This is a genomic window from Actinoplanes sp. OR16 (genome assembly GCF_004001265.1).
Classification (GTDB): domain Bacteria; phylum Actinomycetota; class Actinomycetes; order Mycobacteriales; family Micromonosporaceae; genus Actinoplanes.
In genome coordinates this window covers 8836010-8855698 of sequence record NZ_AP019371.1, presented here as the reverse complement: position 1 = coordinate 8855698, position 19689 = coordinate 8836010, and the positions used below count along the sequence as shown (strand labels likewise).

Here is a 19689-nt window from a genome sequence, read left to right as displayed (position 1 = left end):
TTATAAAAGAGCGCTGACGAGCCGCCACGGACGGCCGTCGACAAGATCGGTGTTGCGCGAGACCTGGCGGTTCGCTGCCTGTGCGGGGTTCACGGTGGCCGTGCCGGAGGGGTCGCCGGCCGCGATGTCGAAGCGGATCGGCGTGGAGATCCGGCCGGTGAACGGCCCCTCCCACTTCGTCCAGAGGGTGAAGTCGGGCGTCATCGAGAAGATCGCGGCGGGCTGGTCGATCGGCGTCGCGACGACGACGTTGAGACGGTTCTCGGCGGCGCGCTCGGGCAGCGCCAGCGACAGCTCCCAGGACTCCTGCGCGCGATAGGGCACCGCCACGACGTCCGCGTCGAGGAGCGCGGCCAGCCGGAACGTCTCCGGGTAGAGGGCGTCGTCGCCGGCGACGACGGCGAGCCGCCCCCACTTCAGGTCCACCGGGACGATGCCGGTGCCGCTCGCGCCCGGGCCGTGCAGCCGTGGCTGGCGGGCCACCACGCCGTCCGCGTCGATCACCAGGCCGCCGGAGTCGTCGCTGGTGACGGCGTGGGCCTCGGTGCCGGCCAGCGCCGCCGCGATCTCCTCGACCGAGCCGGTGCCGGCGGGCAGCACGAAGAGCTCCGCGTCGATCGTGGAGATCTCCTCCGCCGCGCGGACGACGGCCACCTCCAGCGTGGGCGCCCCGGCCGGTCGCTGCCGGCCTACCGGCGGGGCGGCGATCGGGCCGTACAGACTCGGCTTCCTGGAGGCGAGGATGTCCGTGCCGTCCGGCCGGCGCTTGTCGTCGGCCAGGTCGGGCTCGATGTCGGCGACCACCACGGCCTCCCCGGTCCGCGGGGCCTTGGCCAGGACGGTCCCGTCCGGCGCGACGATCTGGCACTCCCCGGCGCCGTGCAGCCACTCCGGCGGCACGCCGAGGCGCTCGGCGATGGCCGGCAGCTCGTCGCGGGGGAGCAGCGGGCCGACCTTGTTGGCGGCCACCACCCACACCTTGTTCTCCGCGGCGCGCACCGGGATGTGCAGGTCGGCCTCGTCGAGCGCGAAGCTGTTGAGGCTGTTCAGCAGCACCTGGGCGCCGCGCAGCGCGAGACCGCGGGCCACCTCGTTGATCACGCCTTCCATGCAGGCGTACATCCCGATGCGGCCGAGCGGCGTGTCGATGACCGGCCCGACGGCGGGCGCCGGCTCCAGGAAGTCGTTCTCGGCGCCCATCAGCGTCTGCTTGTCGCAGGTGCCGACGATCCGGCCCTCGGGGTCGAACAGGAAGTTCGTGCCGCCGGTGGTCCCGTCCGGGTGGGCATGAGTGACGTTGATCTTGATCCAGATGCCGTGCTGCCGGGCGCGGGCGGCGATGGCCGTGAGGAAGTCGTCCCCGGGCCTGGTCGCGAGCGCGTGTGCCTCGGCGCGCGACGCGTACCAGGAGAGGTGGTTGCAGAACTCGGGCAGGACCACGAGCTGGGCTCTCTGCTCCGCGGCGGCGTCGATGACGCGTAGGCACGCGGCGAGATTGTCCGCTATGTCCTGACCGGCTTCGATCTGGGCTGCGGCAACGCGAACAACACCGGGCATCCGGTTCCCCCTAGCGAAACGGCGTTTCCCAAAACTACACTCGGGTGCCGCATTTGCAATAGGGGTTTCTTGATGATCGAGAGATTTGGGGGCTCGACTTGTTGGTGCACGTCGTGTTGATGAGATTCGCTGATCCGGCCGATGCTGCCAAGGCCAAGTTGCGTTTGGAAGAACTCGGCGATGTCGTTCCTGAGATCCGCTCGCTCCGGGCCGACCTCGACGAGCTCCGCACCGACGTCTCCTGGGACCTCCATCTCCGCACGACCCACCACGATGCGGACGATCTGCGGGCGTACCAGGCGCATCCGGCGCACATCGAGCTGGGCGGCTGGCTGCGCCCCCTGCTCACCTCCCGCGCCGTCGTGGATTACACCCCCGGCTGATCGGTACGAGCGGCTCGCCGCCGGCGGGACCCGGCGGCGAGCATCATCCGGGTCAGCGGCACGGGCCGTCGAAGACCAGCTTGCAGAAGAACTTCGTACCGTCAGCGATCATCGGCTTGGCGTGATCACTGATGATGTCGCCGATCGACTCGCCGCCCCCGGGGACCGCGGGCTTGGTCGTCGGAGTCGCAGGCGTGGGCGCCGGGGTGGCGGCGTGCGCCGGGATCAGGAAGTAGGCGGTGCCGGTTCCTGCCGGATCCTCGCCCTTCCGGCAGGTGAATCCCTGCCACTGCTGATACTGCTTCCGCAGCGCGCCGGCGTCCTTGCAGGCGGCCTCGGTGGCGAAATACTCCACGAGATCCGAGGCGGGGGCGGCCCTGAGCGGCCCGGCGGTGACCAGGCCGCCGGCGGCGAGCCCGATGCACGCGGCGAGCAGGGTTCGGTTCTGGAACATGGTCGGCCTTTCGTCGCTCATGAAAAAGCTCGTTGCCGCAGAGGTGCGCGGCAACGAGCCATGGAATGTGGTGAGGCTCGGGCCGTCAGAAACCGCCGCCGAGGAGGCCGCCCAGGCCGCCGCCGTTGCCGCCGCCGAGGAGCCCGCCGAGCCCGCCGAGAAGGCCGCCGTTCTTGCCCCCGCCGACCCCGGCCATCTCGCCGGCCGCGTCCAGGCCGTCGCCGAACGAGCCGAGCATGCCCTGCTTGGGCATGTTGACGGTCATCTGCTGGTTCTGGGTGACGTCGCCGGTCTTGACGCTGGTGTTCTGGTCGCCGTTGCTGGCGCTGCTCTTGTTGTCGTTGTTCAGCTTCTGGTTGCCCTGGTCGCTGTTGTCCACGCTGTTGTCGGAGTTATCCGAGTTATCGGAGTTGTCCGAGGCGTCGAGGACGGCGTTCAGGTTGGTGTTGTTGTTCACCTGGCCGCCCTGGCCGCCCTGGCGCAGCTTGACCGGCTGCCAGTAGCCACCGTTCACCGGCTGGCACGTGTACATGCGCTGCGCGTTCTTGTGCTGGACGTCGGAGAGGCACGCCTGCTGCGACCGGAACAGCGGGAGGTCGGCCGGAGCCGCCTGGGCCGTGCCGGCGGCGAGGACGCCACCCGCGATCGCACCGATGCCGGCAGCGAGCAGAGTCGTCTTGGTCTTGAGGAGCATGGTCTTACCTTTCGTCCGGTTTCAATGTTCCGGAGAAAGCTGACCACCATCACCCGGGCGTGGACCTTTAAACGCCCGCCGCCTGGATATTCGGCGAAGGATACGCGACGAACGGCCAGTTTCGCCCGTCATGCGGCCATCCGCCGGTCATTCGCCGACTAAATCGGCAAATATGTGCCAGCCGGACCGCGGACCGTGGCCGGGCCCGGCGACCGCCCTCTCTTCGGCGCCGGATCACCGGCCACGGTCCGCGGCGTCTCAGTGGGCCGGGTAGGCGGACGGGCCCCCACCCGGCTCGGCGCCCGGCCGGAACGCGGCGGGTGCGTGGATCACGCAGGTCTGGACGTACTCGGCGAGCCCCTCCGCGGCGTACTCCCGCCCCCAGCCGGACCGCTTCACCCCGCCGAACGGCGCCCGCAGGCTCATGCCGGTGCGGTTGTGCGTGTTCACGAACGTGAAACCGGCCTCGAACCGCCGGGCGAACGCGAACGCCCGCCCCTCGTCGGCGCTCCACACCGAAGCGCCCAGGCCCAGCTCGCCCGCGTTGGCCCAGGCCAGAACCTGGTCCTCCGATGTGTAGCCGAGCACCGGAACGATCGGCGCGAACTGTTCCCCGGCCACCAGCGGCGAATCCGGGTCCGGGGCGACGACGAGGGATGGCCGGACGAAGTAGCCGGTCGCCGGATCCGCGTCGAACGTGCCGAGCGGGATCGCGTCCGGCGGCGCGAGTGCCCGGGCGGCACGCTGCGCGGCCGCGGAGATGACCGGGCCCATCGTGACGCCCGCGCTGAGCGGGTCGCCGGTCCTCAAGACCCGGCCTGCGGCTTCCCGGTACGAGGAGACGAACTCAGCGAGCCTCGCCAGCGGCACATAGAGCCGTTTCGCGGCCATGCAGACCTGCCCGCTCGTCGCGAAACTGGCCATGACGAGACGATCCATGACGTCGCCGGCGAAGGTCGCGTCGTCGAGGAACACCGCCGGGTCGTTGCCGCCGAGCTCCATGACCGTCGGGGTGAGCCGGTCACCGGCGAGCGCCGCCACGGCCCTGCCACCGGCCGCGCCGCCGGTGAACGCCACCTTCCGCACCAGCTCGTGCCCGACCAGCGCCGCCCCGGTCTCCGGCCCACCGTGCACGGCCCGGATCGGCGCGTCGAACAGGGCCACCACCCGGTCGATGGTGAGCGGCGCGAGCGGCGACGGCTTCACCACGACCGCGTTGCCCGCCGCGAGCGCCGGCCCGATCTTCAGCACGGACAGGATGATCGGCGCATTCCACGGCGTGATCGCGGCGACGACCCCGAACGGGCGACGTTGCTCCACGATCCGGCCTCGCTCGTCGTCGGTGTCGCGGTCGGCGTACGCGGCCGGCGCGTGCTCGACCACCCACCGCAGATAGCGGACCGCGAAGCCGATCTCCCCCCGGCAGTCGCCCACCACCTTGCCGGACTCGCGTGCCAGCAGCTCGGCCAGCTCCTCGATCGCGCTCTCGATCCGGGCCGCGGCCTCGGTGATCACGGTGAGCCGGTCGGCGATCGGGCGGGCGGCCCAGGCGCGCTGCTCCCCGTCCGCCCACCGGACGATCCGGTCGACGTCCCCGGGCGTCGCAGCGACCACGGTCCCCACGATCTCCGCGATTCTCGCCGGATTCTCCCGGGCGATCACCGGCCCACCCCGTCCCGCACGCTGTGTCCTGGCGCTGTCGAGGGCCCGCCGGGCCGGCGATGAGTCACGGCCGGTTCGGTCGGGCTGTGGTCCATTGCTGTCGAGGGCCCGCCGGGGCGGCGATGGGTCACAGCTGGTTCGGTCGGGCTGTGGTCCATTGCTGTCGACGGCCCGCCGGGGCGGCGATGGGTCACAGCCGCCGCGGTCGGGCTGTGGCGTATCGCTGCTGACCGTGACCGGAGGCGGCGACGAGTCACCGCTGAGCGCGTGCCACGGGTGTGACGGGGACGCCTGGCGGCGCCGGGATCGGGTGTCATGCGGCGACCGGGCGCAGCGAGGCGATCATCGAACTGCGGAGCAGCGAGGCGCGGGCCCGGGCCGGGTCGGCGGCGGTGGCGCGCAGCGAGTCCAGGTGGGCGGCGCGGGCGTCCGGGTCGGAGGCGCGCAGGCGTTCGTAGTTCTGGTGGGAGACGCTCTGCACGTATTCGAGGGCGATCCGCCGCCGATCGGCAGCCGCGTCCCAGACGGCGGCGTCGTCACCCGAGGCGATGGCGCAGGCGTAGGCGATCGCGTCGTGGATGCCGGAGTTCATGCCGAGGCCGCCGAGCGGATTGTTCACGTGGGCCGCGTCGCCGGCGAGCAGGACGCGCCCGGTCCGGAACGACGTGGCGACCCGCTGGTGGACGCGGTACATGCTGGCGTGCCGGACCCGCCACGGCCGCCCCGGATCGTGGACGCCGCGGAGACGCTGATCAAGCCGAGCGAGCTCGGCCTCGTCCGGAGTGTCGACCGGGGTCGGCAGCAGGACCCGCCAGTGATCAGGGGTCCGGAGAAGCACGCACCATTCGACCGGGTCGAAGACGTAGTTGACCGAGGCCAGATCGTCGAGCCAGGTGGTCAGATCCTCGTCGACCGAGGCGACCAGGAAGCGTTCCGGGTAGGTGATGCCGTCGAACGTCACGCCGGTGGCCTTGCGGACCGCCGAGTGCGCGCCGTCCGCGCCGATCAGCCAGTCGCCGTCGGCGGTGCGCCCGTCCGAGCTGACCGCGACGACCCCGTCCAGATTCATGATCAGCTCGGCGACGGGCCAGCCGTACCGGATCTCGCAGCCGGGGAGACGCAGCAGGTGATCCCTCAGAAGTGGTGTGAGCTTGGACTGTTCACACTGCACGCGGTAGGGATAGCGGGTGTCCTCCGCGAGCACTCCGAGATCGAGCATCGCGACCAGCCCGGCCTGCCGGTCGCGGTAGGCGAACGTCGGTGACTTCAGCCCGATCGCCTGCAGCTCCGCGCCGACGCCGAGATCGTCCAGCATCTCCAGGGTGGGCGGGTGGAAGGTGGAGGCCCGGGATTCGGCGGCGAGCTCGTCGCCGGCCTCGAGGACGGTCACCGCGAAGCCGCGCCGGGCGAGGGCGAGTGCGGCGGTGAGTCCGACCGGCCCGGCGCCGGCGACGAGGATGCGGTTCACGGTTTACCCCCAGGGACATATCGGGCGTCGAGTTCGAGGGCGTCGTCCTGGCCGACCAGCGCGGTGAATCCGGACCACGGCATGCGTTCGACGGGTGCGGCGGTGCCTCCCGCGGCGATGGCCTGATAGGCGAGCGACGCCGCGCGCATGGCCGCGAGCAGCGCGGACACCGGGTGCAGGACGAGGCGCACACCCACGCTGGCGAGCTCGGCGTCGGTCACGGCGGGCTTGTCGCCGCCGGCTTCCGAGCGATTCACCACCATCGGTACGCCGGGAAGCGCCGTGTGGATGGCGTTCAGATCATCGGGATCGTCGACACCTTCGGGGAAGACCGCGTCCGCCCCGGCCTCGGCGTAGGCCCGGCAGCGCGCGATCGTCTCACCGAGGCCGTGCCCGGCGTACGCGTCGGTCCGCGCGATCAGCGCGAGATGAGGCACGTGATCGGCCAGCGCGGAGATCTTCGCGGCGGCGAGGCCGGCGTCGACCACTTCCTTGCCGGCGAGGTGCCCGCAGCGTTTCGGGTTGACCTGGTCCTCCAGGTGCAGGCCGGAGATCCCGGCCCGGGCGTAGGCGAGCCCGGTCCAGACGGCGTGCAGCGGATTGCCGTACCCGGTGTCGGCGTCGGCGAGCAGCGGGACGCCGTCGAGCGCCGGGATCAGCGTGGCGGCCCGGTCGGCGATGTGGGTGCCGTGCACGTACCCGAGGTCGGGCCGGCCCAGCGCGATCGCCGCGACGGCCGCACCGGACAGGTGCACGCCGCGGTGCCCGGCCCGGACGGCGAGGGCCGCGGTGACCGGGTCGTAGACGCCGGGCAGGTGGGTGACCGTCTTCTGGGCGAGCAACGCCCGGAGTGCGCTCGCGGTCATGCCCGGGAGTGCAGCGCGAAGCCGCCCTCGACGCCGACGACCCGCGGGTTGGTGAAGAAGAGCAGGGTCTCGGCGGTGCCCTCTTCGGAGTATCCGGAGATGCCCCAGGCCGGTCGCGGGGTGAAGAGGTGCAGGCTCATGATCGAGGAGCCGTTGACCTTCACCTCACCGGCCCGCACGCGTCTCGCCGTCGCCAGCGCCGCGTCGACGTCGGTGCCGATGACATAGCCTTCGAGGCCGTACCGGGTGCCGTTGGCGAGCGCGACCGCCTCGTCGAGATCCCGGTAACCGTGCACCGCGGCGACCGGCCCGAAGATCTCATCGGTGGTGTCCGCCGGGTCGGCGCCGAGGACCAGCGAGGGCGCCAGGGTGTTGCCCGGCCCGTCCACCGCCGCCTCGTGGACCGTGCCGCCGAGCCCGTCCCGCGCCTTGATCACCGCGGCCCGATGGCCGGAGTGGATCAGGGGGCCGTAGTCGGTGGACTCGTCGGCCGGGTCGCCGGTGCTCATCGCCGCGACCCGCTCGAGGATCCTGGAGCTGAGCGCCTCCTCGCGCCCGGCCGGGACGATCAGGCGGCCGAGGGCCCGGCACCACTGGCCGTTCAACGTGGTCAGCAGGTCGGCGGCGGCCCGCGCGGCGGCGTCCTCGTCGGCGTCCGGCATGACGATCAGCGCGTTGTTGCCGCCGAGTTCCAGCTGCACGGGCTTGATGTCGTAGGCGCAGGCGGCGGCGACCGCCCGGCCGCCGCCGAGCCCGCCGGTGAACGACACGGCCCGGATCCGCGGGTCGGACACGATCCGCGCGCCGACCGCGGCGCCGCCGTGCAGCAGCTGGAAGAGCGCGGGAGGAGCCCCGGCCTCGGTCAGCGCCTCGTGGATCGCGACGGCCAGGCGCTCGGTGCCGAACGGCGCGTACTCGCTGGGCTTGAGAACGGCCGGGCAGCCCGCCGCGAGCGCGTTCGCCACCTTGTGCGCGGCCATCGGCGCCGGGGCGTTCCACGGCACCAGGCAGGCGGCCGGCCCCCAGGGCAGCCGCTCGACCAGCACCTCGCGGCCGTCCTCCCGGGTGGCCGTGCTGGTCAGCAGGCCGCTGCGCAGCTGACCGGCGGCCAGCGCGAACGCGCCCGCCAGGATCATGCCGAGCGGCGTGGTCTGCCGGATCGGCACACCGGTGGCGGCGGATTCGAGGGCGACGATCTCCCCGGCCGCCTCGGCGACCTTCACGGCGATCCGTTCCAGGATCTCCGCGCGATCCGCCGGCGCCGCGTCCCACGCTCCGAGCTCGGCGGCCGCGGTGAGCGCGGCTTCGACCCGCTCGGCCGACGAGCCCAGGGCCGGACCCGTCGGCAGGCCGGTCGCCGGATCCTCCAGCGTGATGCCCACCTCGGTGGCACAGGATGCCCACGCGCCACCGACGAGATCCCTCGTCATGAGGCCACGCTCGCGAAGAGCGCGTTCGCCTTGTCGCTGGTGATCACCGACGCGGCCTCGAGGCGGCCACGCTCCGGCGGGAACGTCATGACCAGGCCCATCGACAGGTCCCGCAGCGCGCGGCCGACCACCCCGTTCATGGTGGCGCTGGACGTGCCGGAGGCCTTCAGGGCGCCGAGCGCCACGTCGAACGCGGCCTGGCAGATCGAGCCCTTGGCGATGCGCCACTGCGCGTACACCTCGGACTTGGTGGCGATGGGCGGCTCGACCGTCTCGAGCAGCAGCTGGCGGCGCAGCCAGAGGTACGAGCGCTCCAGGGATTCCGTCATGTCACCGATGATCACCTGGTGCATCGGCGACTCGGCGATCGAGCGTCCGGTGTCCGCGAACTTCTTGGTGGTGAGCCGCTGCAGCGTGTCGTCGTAGACGCCCTGCGCCGCGCCGACGTAGACGGCGGTGATCGCGAGCTGGTTGCCGACGAAGCTGCCCCGGCTGCACTGCAGCATCTTCACGAACGCGCCGGGCACGGTGAGCGAGTCGTCCTGCGGGATGAAGACGCCGTCCAGCCGGATGCCGTGGTTGGCCGAGCCGCGCATGCCGAGGCCGTCCCAGAACGGGCGCTCGGTGACGCCCTCCGCCTCCCGCGGCACCAGGAACATGACCAGGCCGTCGGCCGTCGCGTGGCCGTCGAGGCGCGCGGTCACCAGGTAGTAGTCGGCGATGCCGGTGGCGCAGCCGAACGACTTCTCGCCGGTCAGCTCCCAGCCGGCGACGCCGTCCCGGGTGGCCGGCACGGCGGTCGTGGCGATCGCGATGTTCGCGCCGCTGCTCTTCACCGACTCGCTGGCGAAGTTGGCGAGCCAGGTGCCGCCGGACATCAGCTGCAGCACCTTCTCGGCGAACGCCTTCACGACCGGCACCTCCTCGTCGGCGAAGAGCCCGGCCTCGATCGCCTCCAGGGGGAGCAGGCCACGGGAGGCCGAGGTGTTGTGGAAGAAGAAGGCCAGCGCGGTGGACGGGCAGGCGCTGCCCATCGCGTAGGTGGCGGCCGCGAGGTCACGCAGGGTCCCGCCGAGGCCGCCGTACTCCTCGGGGACGATCAGCCCGAGCAGCCCGGCGTCCCGCAGCACGTCGATGTGCTCACGCGGGAAGGCGCCGTCCCGATCGGCCTGCTCGGCCTTGGCCCGCAGCGCCGGCAGGACCTGCTCGACGAGCTTAGCCCGGGCCTTCTCCTCGGCGGTCATGTCGTCGACGAGCTTTTCGCCGATGAGTCGGTCGGCCATGCTGTTACTCCCTGATCTGGGCGAGGTCGGACTCGATGGGCCCGGCGACCTCGAGTTGGCGGGACAGGTGGAGCAGGTCTCCCAGCGGCAGTCCGGACGTGCCGGAGCCGGGTGTGACCACATCGAAGTGCGAGACCCCGTTCTTCATCGCGACGAGCGCGTTGACCAGGGCGAGCCGGTTGTGGCCGGCGAGACGGACCCGCAGCACGGCGGGCCGGACCCGGACGCTGGCGTCCTGCAGGATCCGGGTGACCTGCAGCGGCGACGCCGGGATGACGTCGGACTCGACGCAGCCGATCTCGTCGCACCCGAGCGCGCCGAGGGCGCCGATGGTGGCCAGCACCTCGTCCTCCCGCTCCGGGTTGAACGCGTCGGCCACGTAGCCGACCACGCAGTTGCCGGCCTTCTTCGCGGCGATGACCCGCTCGGGTGACGGCAGGTCGCGCAGGCCGGTGGCGTGGAATTCGAAGCGCGGCCCGCCGTCAGCGGACGCGGTCTCGCGGAACTGGACGGTGGCGGGCAGGGGCTGGGCGACCTGACCCCAGTTGCGCGAGTGGAACAGCAGCGGTGAGATGACCCGCGGCAGGGCCGCCTCGGTCACCGCGCCGACGAAGATGGTGTGGTCCCCGCCCGGATACGCGTGGGCGACGGTGCAGTCGAGCCAGGCGACCGCGTCACTGAGGACCGGGCAGCCGTTCGGCGTCATGGTCCAGTCCAGCCCGGCGAACCGGTCGGTGACGCCGCGCTCCTGACCGGCGAAGCGGCGCCCGATGTGCGCCTGATCCTTGCCGAGGAAGCTGATCGCGAACTTGCCCGCATCGCCCAGAAGTGTCCGGCTGGGCAGATGGTTGCCGAGGCAGACCGACACGAGCGGGGGATCGAGGCTCACCGAGGAGAATGAACTGGCGGTCATGCCGTGCAGGCCGTTCGGGCCGGTCGTGGTCACCACGCACACCCCGCTCGGCCACTGTCCGAGCACGGATCGGAACGTCGTGCTGTCGACCGGCACTTCGTGCTCCTTGCTTTCCGGACAACCGTTTCTCTATGGGAAACGGCGTTACACCGAACGTAACGACGGGCGGGGAAGCTGTCAACATCGGATCGGTACAGCGTTTCGCGGTGCGAAATGGCAGGCTAGGCTTCGCCAAAGTTTGTTCCGTACCTGTTCCGGGGGAGTTTCGCTGTGCCGACTCGATCCGTGCCGCCGGCCGCGCCGGCCTCGGCAGGCCCTGCCGAGGACGAGAGCCAGTCGCGTTCCATCGCCGCCGTCGAGCGCGCCATGGACGTCCTGCTCTACTTCGGGCGCGCCGACCAGCCCGATCTCGGCGTGACCGAGATCGCCACCGCGCTCGGCCTCACCAAGGCCGCGGTGCACCGCATCCTCACCGCGCTCCGCAGCCGGGAGCTGATCACCGTCGACCCGGCCACCCGGCGGTACGCGCTGGGTCACGCCGCCGTCGCGCTCGGCCGTGCCTATCTGGCCCGCACCGACGTCCGCGCCATGGCCGCGCCCGAGCTCAAGCACCTCTCCGCGCGCACCCAGGAGACGGCCACCCTCTCGCTGCGGCGCGGCGACACCCGGCTCTACGTCGACCAGGTCGTGCCGGACCAGGAGTTGCGCCTCGAAGTGAGCCTCGGCATCCCGTTCCCGCTCAACGCCGGCGCCTCGTCGAAGGCGTTCCTGGCGTTCCTGCCCGACTTCGAGGTCGAGGCCTACCTCACCCGGCACCCGCTGGAGTCGATCACCGACAAGACCATCACCGACCCGGCGAAGCTGCGCAAGGATCTCGCCGCGGTCCGTAAGCGGGGGTACGCGACCTCGCTCGGCGAGCGCCAGGCCGGCGCCGCGTCGATCGCCGCCCCGATCTTCGACCACGATGCCCGGGTGGTCGCCGTGATCAGCCTGGCCGGGCCGGCGCTCCGCTTCAAGCCGGACAGCGACGCCGCCGCGGTCGCCGACCTGCGCGACGCGGCGGCACGCATCTCCGCTCAGCTGGGCTACCAGCCCCGCTAGAGGTTCGCGAGCGGCTTCGCGACACCGAGGAGGCCGGCCAGCAGCACCGATCCCCAGATCACCCAGACGTAGGGGAGGCAGCCGTTCACACTGCTCGTCACGGTTGCCTCCACCCGGGTGTCCGACTTGCCGGCCATGACCGCCCCGAACGCCGGGCCGAACGGCTTGAGCGTGCGCCGGATGCCGAGCCCGGCCGCGATGGCGATCGCGTAGAGCAGCACCTTGGCGCCGAGCCACTTCGGATTTGTGGTCACCCCGAACGGCTCGCTGACGACGAGCGTGAAGACGCCGGCGCCGGCCATGCCCGCGATCACGGCGAGCCGGATGGCGTAGTCGACCCGCCGGACCAGCGGGTGCTTGCCGGGCTCGTGGTGGTCGGTCCACATCAGCCAGACCCAGACGAACGCGCCGATCCACAGCGGCACCAGCAGCCACCAGGGCAGCAGTTCGATGCCTGCGACCGAGCCACCGTGCGCGTCCAGCGAGATCAGCGTGAGGCCGCTGGGCAGGAAGAGGATGAGGCAGATCTTCGGCCCGAGGTCCAGACCCAGCATGATCTTGAGGGCGGTGAGCCGGGCGACGGGGGTCAGGTCGGGCTTGATCACATAGCGGCTGGAGTAGAAGACGCCGAGGTCCCCGCCGAGCCAGAAGACCATGAGCACGATGTGCAGGTAGAGGAACGCTTCGAGCATGGCGTAGATGGAAACACCTTTTCACTGTGCGAAACAAGTGCTAGCTTCGCCGCATGCTCGGCCGCTATTACGAAGACTTCACCGTCGGCGACACGTACCGCCACCCGTTCGGCCGCACCATCTCGGAAGCGGACAACACGTGGTTCACGCTCCTGACGCTGAACACCAATCAGAGCCACTTCAACGCCGACTACGCGGCGCGCACGCCGTACAAGAAGCTGCTGGTGAACTCGACCCTCACGGTCGCGATCATCACCGGCCTCTCGGTGCCGGACGTGAGTCAGCACGCCTTCGCGAACCTGGGCTGGGAGCAGATCGTGATGCCCCACCCGGTCTTCGTCGGCGACACCCTCTACGCCAAGTCCGAGGTCCTGGAGTTGCGTGAGTCGAAGTCCCGGCCGTACGCCGGGATCGTCAAGGTCTTCACCACCGGCTTCAACCAGGACGGCGTCGACGTCATCACCTGGACCCGGACGATGCTGACCTACAAACGCGGCCACGGACCCGCCGCGGAGCAATGAGGCTGGACCTGCAGCCCTGGGGCGAGACGATGACCGAGCTGGTCACCGCGGCCCGGGCTGCCGAGGCGGCCGGCGCCGGCGTGGTCTGGGCGCCGGAGCTGCACCGGAGCGCGTTCACCACGGCGGCGGCGCTGGCCACCGGCACCGGCAAGCTCGCGGGCGGCGAGGCCCGGATCGGCGTCGGCACCGGGATCGCCCTGGCGTTCGCCCGGTCCGCGATGCTCACCGCGATCGCCGCGGCCGACCTGGACGAGCTCTCCGAGGGCCGGTTCCGGCTCGGGCTCGGCACCGGCGTGGCCCGGCTCAACCAGGACTGGCACGGCGTGGCGTTCGAGCGCCCTCTGCCCCGCCTCCGGGACACCGTGGAGATCATCCGCAAGGTGCTGGCCGGCGGCGACCCGATCAACCACAGGGGCGTCCGCTCGATCCGGGTGCGGGGCTGGCGCCGGCCGTACGCCCCGGTCCGCGACCGCATCCCGATCTACCTGGCCGGCGTCGGTCCCGCGATGGTGGCGCTGGCCGGCGAGGTGGCCGACGGCTGGATAGCGCACGAGCTCTGCCCGCCCGCCGACCTGCGGGACCGCATCCTGCCGATCCTGCGCGCCGCGAGGCGTCAGGACTTCGATGTCGTGGCGGCCGCCTGCTGCTCGGTCGACGACGATCCCCGGGCGGCCCGCCGCCGGGCCGCGAACGTCGTCGGTTTCTACGCCTCGGTCCGCTCATACGGCGAGATGTTCGAGAACGCCGGATTCGCCGGCGTCTGCCGGGCCGCGGGTGAGGCCCTCAAGGCCGGCCGCCCCGCCGACAGCCTCGGCGACCTCGTGCCGGACGAGATGGTCGACGCCTACACGATCGCCGGCACCCCGGACCAGTGCCGCTCCAAGATCGCCGCCTACGACGGCCTGGCCGACGCGATCAAGTTGTCCGCACCCTCCTACGGCCTGCCCGCCGAGGAGACCCGGCACGCGCAGGACCGTCTACTCGACCTGGTGGGGAGCCTCAGATGAGACCGCTCGAGGACATCCGGATCATCGCCGTCGAGCAGTACGGCGCCGGACCGTTCGGCTCGGTGCACCTCGCCGACCTGGGCGCCGACGTCATCAAGATCGAGGAGCCGTCGACCGGCGGCGACGTCGGACGGTACGTCCCGCCCTACGCCGACGAGGAGGACTCGCTCTTCTTCGAGACGTTCAACAGGGGCAAGCGGTCGCTCTCGCTGGACCTCGCCACCCCGGCCGGCCGGGAGGTCTTCGAGGATCTGGTCCGGCATGCCGACGCCGTCTACTCGAACCTGCGCGGCGACGTCCCCGCGAAGATCGGGATCACGTACGACCAGCTCAAGCACGTCAACCCGTCGATCGTGTGCTGCTCGCTGACCGGGTTCGGGATGACCGGGCCACGCGCGAGGCAGCCCGGGTACGACTACATCCTGCAGGGCCTGGCCGGCTGGATGGACCTGACCGGGGAGCCGGGTGGGCCACCGGCCAAGTCGGGCCTGTCGATCGTGGACTATTCGGGCGGGTTCGTCGCGGCGATCTCGCTGCTCGCCGGGGTGCACGCGGCGCGGCGGGACGGCCGGGGCATGGACTGCGACCTGAGCCTGTTCGACACCGCGATCGGGATGCTCACCTACCCGGCCGCCTGGCATCTCAACGCGGGCTTCACACCGGAGCGCACCCGCTACTCCGCTCACCCGTCGCTCGTCCCGTTCCAGCTCTTCCCCACGGCCGACGGCTGGGTGGTGGTCGGGTGTGCGAAGGAGAAGTTCTGGCAGCGGCTGGTCGGCGTACTGGATCAATCGATCGTGAAAGAGGCCCGATTCGCGACGTTCGCCGACCGCCGGGAGCACGCGGGCGAACTGCTGCCGCTGCTGGAGGGCATCTTCGCGACCCGGACGACGGCGGAGTGGCTCGCCGATCTCGAGCCGGCCGGGATCCCGTGCGGTCCGGTCAACGACGTGGCGGCGGCCCTGCGCGATCCGCACACCCTCGCCCGCGGGCTGGTCGTCGAGACCGAGCATCCGCGCTACGGCACCGTGAAGCAGGTGGCTTCGCCGGTCCGGGTGGGTGATGATCCGCCGGCTTATCGCCGGGCGCCGCGGCGAGGAGAGGATCTGTCGTACGTGTCGGAGCTTCTGGATTACTCGCCCCGGCGAGTCGAGGAGTTGCGCGCGGCCGGGGCGTTCGGGGCGCCGGAGTGACAGAGCCGGCCGAGGGATCAGAGGCCGCCGTCGTGCTGGCCGGGTGGGCCGCCGGGCTGACGCGTGACGACGTTCCGGACCAGGTCGTCGCCGCGGCCCGGGACCACCTGATCGACGCCCTCGGATGTGCCGTCGCGGCCGTCCGCAGAGCAGCCGCCGAACCCGCGCTCACCGTCGCGCGCGGGCTCGGCGGCCCACCCGAGGCCCGTCTCGTCACCGGCGAGCGGATCGGCGCGGTCGCGGCGGCGTACGGCAACGCGGTCGCCGTGCACGCGCTCGACTTCGACGACACCCACGCCGGCGGTCTCGTGCATGCGAGCGCGGTGACCGTACCGGTGGCTCTGGCGGTGGGAGAACAGATCGGGGCGGGCGGCAGCGAGATGATCACCGCCCTGGTCGCGGGGCTGGAGACGGTGTGCCGGCTCGGGGCCGCGGCACCGCACGGCTTCCACGCGCGCGGGCTGCACGCCACCTCGATGTGCGGCCCGGTCGCGGCGGCCGTCGTCGCCGGCAGGCTGATCGGCCTCGGCGCGCCGGCCCTGACGAACGCGATCGGCATCGCGGCGAGCGGCGCGAGCGGGCTGCTGGAATTCCTGCACAGCCCGGCCAGCACGAAACAGCTGCACCCGGGGACCGCCGTGGCGAACGGGATCCTGGCCGCACGGCTCGCGGCGGCCGGGGCGACCGGTCCGGCCTCGGCGCTGGAGGGTTCGTACGGACTGTTCCCGGCACTGGCCGGCCGTGCCCCCGACCTCGCCGTCCTCTCAGACGGTCTGGGGGAACGCTGGGAGACGCTCGCGATCGGCATCAAGCCGTACCCGGCCTGCCGGCTCACCCACGCCTCGATCGACGCGGCCGGGGAGTTCACCGGCGGCACGCCGTCGAGGGTGACCGTGACGCTGCACCCGGACGCCGTGCCGATCGTGGCCGGGCCGGAGAAGCGGCGTCCGCGCAGCGCCTACGAGGCGAAGTTCAGCGTCTACTGGTGCGTGGCCGCGATGATCGTGGACGGCTGGGTCGACCTGGACACGTTCACCGACCTGGACCGGCCGGACGTGCTCGATCTGGCCTCCCGGATCGACGTGGCCGCCGCCGGTTCCGATCTGGTCGCGGCGGACGCCCCCGGCATCGTCGAGGCGGACGGGCGGGTGTCCCGGGTGGAGCGGTCGACCGGGGGCGGAGTGCGCACCAAGGCGGCGGCGAACCTCGGCCCGATGCACGACGGAGTCTTCGCGGCGACCGGACCGGCCGCCCTGCTCGACGCTATCGAAGGGTGCCTGAAGTGACCGTGTACCTGCCGGCGGTGCCCGGCTACCCCGCATTGGCCGAGACCGGTGTCGCCGTCACCGACGTGGTCCACGTGACCGAGTACGTGACGTCCGCGGGCCTCTCGCTCGATGCCGCTCGTGCCGCCTTCTTCGGCGATCACGTCGTGCCGGTCTCCCGGGTCCCGGTGGAAGCGATCCACGGCACCGACGCGCCCTATGCCGTCGGCGTGACCGCCTATCCCGGCGGCGGTGAGCTGCTCACCGACGGCGACGACGTGCTGCGGGTCGCCGGCGGCGTCGTCTACCTGCCGAGCGTGCACACGACCGAGGGGGACTTCCGCTCGCAGTACCGCTGGTGCCTGTCACGTGTCTCGTCGCTTCTGTCCGTGGCGGGCCTCGGCATGGGCTCGCTGGTCCGGACCGTCGACTACACGGCCACCGCCACGCGCGCGGAGTACCCGCGGTGCGGGCGGCCCCGCAAGGAGCTGCTGCCGGGTCCCGTGCACCCGGGGGCGGCCGGGATCCTGGTCGACGTGCCGGTCCAGCGCGGGGCACAGGTGGCACTCGACGCGATCGCGGCGGCCGGGCCGCTGACCGTGCTGAACCCGGGTTGGGCGCGCTACGACACCCTCACCTACAAGCCCGCGGTCCGCGCCGGCGACACCGTCTATCTGGCCGGGTTCGGTTCGCTCGACCCGGTCACCCAGCTCGCGGTGCACGAGGGCGACCTGACCGCGCAGACCGAGTTCATCTACCACAGCATCGAGACCGTCCTGGCCGAGGCGGGCGCGACCGGCGCGAACGTGACGGCCCTGGTGGAGTACCTCACCCCCGCCGCCGTCGCCACCTACGACGCCACCCGGCAGCTGCGCGAGAAGCACTTCCCGAACGCGGCGGTCACCTCGGTCGTCTGCTCGGCGCTGCTGCGACCGGAGTTCCTGCTGGAGACCGTGCCGACGGCGGTGCTGGGATGACGCTGCTCTCCGGGGACCTCAAGGCCCGGATCGGCGAGGAGGTCGTCTACACCGCCCCCGAGCCGCTGGGCCGGGCCGCCATCCGGTACTTCGCGCTCGCCACCGGCGACACCGACCCGGCCCACCTGGCCGGCGACGTCGCCCCGCCGACGCTGATCTGCGAGACCAACCAGTACGCGAACCTGCCCCGCGACGCCGACGGCTACGCCGGGCACGGGTGGCACCTGGACGTGCCGGGGACCCGGCTGGTCCGGGGCGGCAACGCGTACCGCTTCGAGCGGCCGGTCCTGCCGACCACGATCGTGACCGTCCGCTGGAAGCTCGCCGGCATCACCGAACGGGTCACCGGCGGCGGCAAGCGGATGCTGGTGGTCACCTCGGTCGCCACCTACACCGACCAGGACGGCCTGGTGCTGGCCGAGAACGAGGAGTCGCTGATCTATGTCGAGCGATGAGCTGATCTGGGAACGCCGCATCGAGTCGCCGGACATGATCGCCTATGCCGGGGCCACCTGGGACTGGCACAAGCTCCACTACGACGCCGATTACCTGCGCGAACGCGGTCTCGACCGGCCGGTCGTGGACGGGCAGGTCTTCGGCGCCTACTTGGCGATCGCGCTGCGGGAGTGGTTCCCGGGCGCGGCGATCGGCGCGCTGTCGTTCCGGTTCACGAACCTGGTCTTCGCCGGCGAGACGATCCGGTGCGTGGGAACCCCTGTGCGGGAAGGCTCCACGATCACCCTTGCTCTCCGTATCGAGGTGGTCGAGGACGGCCGGATCGCCGTCGCGCCCGCCTCGGCGACGCTGACCGTGCCATGACCGGCGTCGCCATCGCCGGCGCCGCCGAATGTGATCTCGGCAAGACCGGCAAGTCGATCCTGGAACTCCAGACGCAGGCGGTCACCAGGGCGCTCGCCGACGCCGGGCTCACCCTCGCCGACGTCGACGGCCTCGCCACCAACGGCATCTCGCGCTTCTCGGCGACCCAGCTCGCCGACTGGCTCGGCGTGCAGCCCGCCTGGTGCGACGCGACGTTCGCCGGAGGCGCGGTCTTCGAGATGTACGTGGCCCGCGCCGCCCAGGCCATCGCCGCCGGCCAGTGCAGCACGGTCGTCATCTCGTACGCGAGCAACCAGCGCAGCGCCCGCAGCCGGAAGCTGACCGGGGTCTACGAGGAGGGCACGCCGGAGGCCGCGATCGAGGAGCCCTATCGGCCGCTCTACCCGATCTCGTACTACGCCATGGTCGCGCAGCGCTACCTGCACACCTACGGGCTGGACCGGGCCGACCTGGCAGCCGTGGCGGTCGCCGCCCGCGACCGTGCCCAGCTCAACCCGCAGGCCTGGACGTACGGCAAGGGGCCGCTCACCGTCGAGGACGTCCTCGGCGCCCCGATGATCTCCAGCCCGCTCGGCGCGCTGGACTGCTGCCTCGTCACCGACGGCGGGGGAGCGGTGGTGCTCACCGCCCTCGACCGCGCGCGTGATCTGCCGAAGCGGCCGGTCACGGTCCTCGGTTATGGCGAAGCGCTCACTCACACCGGCATGGCGACCGCTCCGGACCTGCTGCGGACCGGCGCGATCGATTCCGGTCGGCGGGCATTCGCGAGGGCGGGACTGACACCGTCCGACGTGGATGTCGTGCAGCTCTACGACGCGTTCACGATCTCGGTGCCGCTCGGGCTGGAGGCGCTCGGGTTCGCCGAGCCGGGCGGAGGGTTGTCCGCTCCCATCGCCTGCAACACCGGCGGCGGCGGTCTCGCCTACTGCCATCCGGGCCAGTTCGGCGTGCTGTTGCTGGTCGAGGCGGTGCGTCAGCTGCGCGGGGAGTGCGGCGCGCGGCAGGTGCCGGGGGCGTCGGTGGCGCTGGCGCACGGGACCGGCGGCATCTTCTCCAGCCACGCCACGGTGATCCTGGGGGTGGACGGATGACTCTCCTGATTCAGCACTGTCCGGCATGCCGGCGATATCAGTACCATCCGCGCCCTCTCTGCGCCGGCTGCGGCAACCCCGATCTCTGGTCCGTGGAAGCCGCCGGCACCGGGACGGTGGACAGTTTCACGACAGTGCACAGGGCGGATGTCCCGTACACCGTCGCCCGGGTCCGGCTCACCGAAGGGCCGATCGTGCTCACCCATCTGATCGGCATCCCCGAACCCCGCTGTGACCAGCCCGTCCGCCTGACCTGGCACGAGGGCCTGGCCGTCTTCACCTCGGAGTAGAC

The 19689-nt window shown here is 71.7% G+C and carries 21 protein-coding genes; 11 read left to right on the top strand and 10 right to left on the bottom strand.

What is annotated here, in order from left to right; genetic code table 11:
• Window positions 1–1557: a nitrilase-related carbon-nitrogen hydrolase gene (locus tag EP757_RS40705; RefSeq protein WP_127553656.1), complete on the bottom strand. Its 1557-nt coding sequence runs from the start codon at window positions 1555–1557 to the stop codon at window positions 1–3.
• Window positions 1558–1670: 113 nt separating this feature from the next.
• On the opposite strand from EP757_RS40705, the gene EP757_RS40700 reads away from it, so the two are divergent.
• Complete coding sequence (locus tag EP757_RS40700) at window positions 1671–1940, top strand: Dabb family protein (RefSeq protein ID WP_127553655.1); 270 nt, start codon at window positions 1671–1673, stop codon at window positions 1938–1940.
• Window positions 1941–1992: 52 nt separating this feature from the next.
• Here EP757_RS40700 and EP757_RS40695 read toward each other — a convergent pair whose 3' ends face one another.
• From EP757_RS40695 to EP757_RS40660, 8 genes are all read right to left on the bottom strand, one after another.
• The gene (locus tag EP757_RS40695) at window positions 1993–2415 is read right to left on the bottom strand and encodes a hypothetical protein (RefSeq protein ID WP_127553654.1); all 423 of its coding nucleotides are present in this window, start codon (window positions 2413–2415) and stop codon (window positions 1993–1995) included.
• 64 nt (window positions 2416–2479) lie between these two features.
• Window positions 2480–3088 carry a hypothetical protein gene (locus EP757_RS43325; protein ID WP_174262497.1) on the bottom strand — a complete coding sequence of 203 codons (609 nt, stop codon included), beginning with the start codon at window positions 3086–3088 and terminating at the stop codon, window positions 2480–2482.
• 258 nt (window positions 3089–3346) lie between these two features.
• Window positions 3347–4750, bottom strand: a complete 1404-nt coding sequence (locus EP757_RS40685; protein ID WP_127553653.1) for an aldehyde dehydrogenase family protein — start codon at window positions 4748–4750, stop codon at window positions 3347–3349.
• A 313-nt stretch (window positions 4751–5063) separates the two neighbouring features.
• Window positions 5064–6218 carry an NAD(P)/FAD-dependent oxidoreductase gene (locus EP757_RS40680; protein WP_127553652.1) on the bottom strand — a complete coding sequence of 385 codons (1155 nt, stop codon included), beginning with the start codon at window positions 6216–6218 and terminating at the stop codon, window positions 5064–5066.
• Entirely contained in the window at window positions 6215–7084 is an 870-nt protein-coding gene (locus tag EP757_RS40675; protein WP_127553651.1) for an oxaloacetate decarboxylase, read from the bottom strand. The genes EP757_RS40680 and EP757_RS40675 overlap by 4 nt, the downstream gene beginning before the upstream one ends.
• A complete protein-coding gene (locus EP757_RS40670; protein WP_127553650.1) occupies window positions 7081–8514 on the bottom strand; it encodes an aldehyde dehydrogenase in 1434 nt (477 codons plus the stop codon). The genes EP757_RS40675 and EP757_RS40670 overlap by 4 nt, the downstream gene beginning before the upstream one ends.
• On the bottom strand, window positions 8511–9797 hold the full coding sequence (locus EP757_RS40665) for an acyl-CoA dehydrogenase family protein (protein ID WP_127553649.1): 1287 nt from the start codon (window positions 9795–9797) through the stop codon (window positions 8511–8513). Before EP757_RS40665 ends, EP757_RS40670 begins: the two co-directional genes overlap by 4 nt.
• A gap of 4 nt (window positions 9798–9801) precedes the next feature.
• Window positions 9802–10806, bottom strand: a complete 1005-nt coding sequence (locus tag EP757_RS40660; RefSeq protein ID WP_127553648.1) for a flavin reductase — start codon at window positions 10804–10806, stop codon at window positions 9802–9804.
• Window positions 10807–10980: 174 nt separating this feature from the next.
• On the opposite strand from EP757_RS40660, the gene EP757_RS40655 reads away from it, so the two are divergent.
• The gene (locus EP757_RS40655; RefSeq protein WP_232050260.1) at window positions 10981–11811 is read left to right on the top strand and encodes an IclR family transcriptional regulator; all 831 of its coding nucleotides are present in this window, start codon (window positions 10981–10983) and stop codon (window positions 11809–11811) included.
• Here the strand turns inward: EP757_RS40655 and EP757_RS40650 are convergent.
• On the bottom strand, window positions 11808–12503 hold the full coding sequence (locus tag EP757_RS40650; RefSeq protein WP_127553647.1) for a hypothetical protein: 696 nt from the start codon (window positions 12501–12503) through the stop codon (window positions 11808–11810). The two genes, EP757_RS40655 and EP757_RS40650, sit on opposite strands and share 4 nt — an antisense overlap.
• 53 nt (window positions 12504–12556) lie before the next feature.
• On the opposite strand from EP757_RS40650, the gene EP757_RS40645 reads away from it, so the two are divergent.
• Genes EP757_RS40645 through EP757_RS40605 form a run of 9 tightly spaced genes read left to right on the top strand, consistent with a single transcriptional unit; the run spans window position 12557 to window position 19687 of the window.
• On the top strand, window positions 12557–13024 hold the full coding sequence (locus EP757_RS40645; RefSeq protein WP_127553646.1) for a MaoC family dehydratase: 468 nt from the start codon (window positions 12557–12559) through the stop codon (window positions 13022–13024).
• The gene (locus EP757_RS40640; protein WP_127553645.1) at window positions 13021–14031 is read left to right on the top strand and encodes an LLM class flavin-dependent oxidoreductase; all 1011 of its coding nucleotides are present in this window, start codon (window positions 13021–13023) and stop codon (window positions 14029–14031) included. The genes EP757_RS40645 and EP757_RS40640 overlap by 4 nt, the downstream gene beginning before the upstream one ends.
• On the top strand, window positions 14028–15224 hold the full coding sequence (locus EP757_RS40635; protein ID WP_127553644.1) for a CaiB/BaiF CoA-transferase family protein: 1197 nt from the start codon (window positions 14028–14030) through the stop codon (window positions 15222–15224). Before EP757_RS40640 ends, EP757_RS40635 begins: the two co-directional genes overlap by 4 nt.
• Window positions 15221–16510: an MmgE/PrpD family protein gene (locus EP757_RS40630; protein WP_127553643.1), complete on the top strand. Its 1290-nt coding sequence runs from the start codon at window positions 15221–15223 to the stop codon at window positions 16508–16510. Before EP757_RS40635 ends, EP757_RS40630 begins: the two co-directional genes overlap by 4 nt.
• Entirely contained in the window at window positions 16507–17466 is a 960-nt protein-coding gene (locus EP757_RS40625) for a RidA family protein (RefSeq protein WP_127553642.1), read from the top strand. The genes EP757_RS40630 and EP757_RS40625 overlap by 4 nt, the downstream gene beginning before the upstream one ends.
• Complete coding sequence (locus EP757_RS40620) at window positions 17463–17921, top strand: MaoC family dehydratase N-terminal domain-containing protein (RefSeq protein ID WP_127553641.1); 459 nt, start codon at window positions 17463–17465, stop codon at window positions 17919–17921. Before EP757_RS40625 ends, EP757_RS40620 begins: the two co-directional genes overlap by 4 nt.
• On the top strand, window positions 17908–18285 hold the full coding sequence (locus EP757_RS40615; RefSeq protein WP_127553640.1) for a MaoC/PaaZ C-terminal domain-containing protein: 378 nt from the start codon (window positions 17908–17910) through the stop codon (window positions 18283–18285). Before EP757_RS40620 ends, EP757_RS40615 begins: the two co-directional genes overlap by 14 nt.
• Window positions 18282–19397, top strand: a complete 1116-nt coding sequence (locus EP757_RS40610; RefSeq protein ID WP_127553639.1) for a thiolase — start codon at window positions 18282–18284, stop codon at window positions 19395–19397. The genes EP757_RS40615 and EP757_RS40610 overlap by 4 nt, the downstream gene beginning before the upstream one ends.
• Window positions 19394–19687 carry a Zn-ribbon domain-containing OB-fold protein gene (locus tag EP757_RS40605; protein WP_127553638.1) on the top strand — a complete coding sequence of 98 codons (294 nt, stop codon included), beginning with the start codon at window positions 19394–19396 and terminating at the stop codon, window positions 19685–19687. Before EP757_RS40610 ends, EP757_RS40605 begins: the two co-directional genes overlap by 4 nt.
• The last annotated feature ends 2 nt before the right edge of the window (window positions 19688–19689 follow it).

Bases quoted from the DNA above. Each gene is read 5' to 3' on its own strand.
- EP757_RS40705 (WP_127553656.1), bottom strand. From the start codon at position 1,557: ATGCCCGGTGTTGTTCGCGTTGCCGCAGCCCAGATCGAAGCCGGTCAG.
- EP757_RS40695 (WP_127553654.1), bottom strand. From the start codon at position 2,415: ATGAGCGACGAAAGGCCGACCATGTTCCAGAACCGAACCCTGCTCGCC.
- EP757_RS43325 (WP_174262497.1), bottom strand. From the start codon at position 3,088: ATGCTCCTCAAGACCAAGACGACTCTGCTCGCTGCCGGCATCGGTGCG.
- EP757_RS40675 (WP_127553651.1), bottom strand. From the start codon at position 7,084: ATGACCGCGAGCGCACTCCGGGCGTTGCTCGCCCAGAAGACGGTCACC.
- EP757_RS40670 (WP_127553650.1), bottom strand. From the start codon at position 8,514: ATGACGAGGGATCTCGTCGGTGGCGCGTGGGCATCCTGTGCCACCGAG.
- EP757_RS40665 (WP_127553649.1), bottom strand. From the start codon at position 9,797: ATGGCCGACCGACTCATCGGCGAAAAGCTCGTCGACGACATGACCGCC.
- EP757_RS40650 (WP_127553647.1), bottom strand. From the start codon at position 12,503: ATGCTCGAAGCGTTCCTCTACCTGCACATCGTGCTCATGGTCTTCTGG.
- EP757_RS40645 (WP_127553646.1), top strand. From the start codon at position 12,557: ATGCTCGGCCGCTATTACGAAGACTTCACCGTCGGCGACACGTACCGC.
- EP757_RS40640 (WP_127553645.1), top strand. From the start codon at position 13,021: ATGAGGCTGGACCTGCAGCCCTGGGGCGAGACGATGACCGAGCTGGTC.
- EP757_RS40635 (WP_127553644.1), top strand. From the start codon at position 14,028: ATGAGACCGCTCGAGGACATCCGGATCATCGCCGTCGAGCAGTACGGC.
- EP757_RS40620 (WP_127553641.1), top strand. From the start codon at position 17,463: ATGACGCTGCTCTCCGGGGACCTCAAGGCCCGGATCGGCGAGGAGGTC.
- EP757_RS40615 (WP_127553640.1), top strand. From the start codon at position 17,908: ATGTCGAGCGATGAGCTGATCTGGGAACGCCGCATCGAGTCGCCGGAC.
- EP757_RS40610 (WP_127553639.1), top strand. From the start codon at position 18,282: ATGACCGGCGTCGCCATCGCCGGCGCCGCCGAATGTGATCTCGGCAAG.
- EP757_RS40605 (WP_127553638.1), top strand. From the start codon at position 19,394: ATGACTCTCCTGATTCAGCACTGTCCGGCATGCCGGCGATATCAGTAC.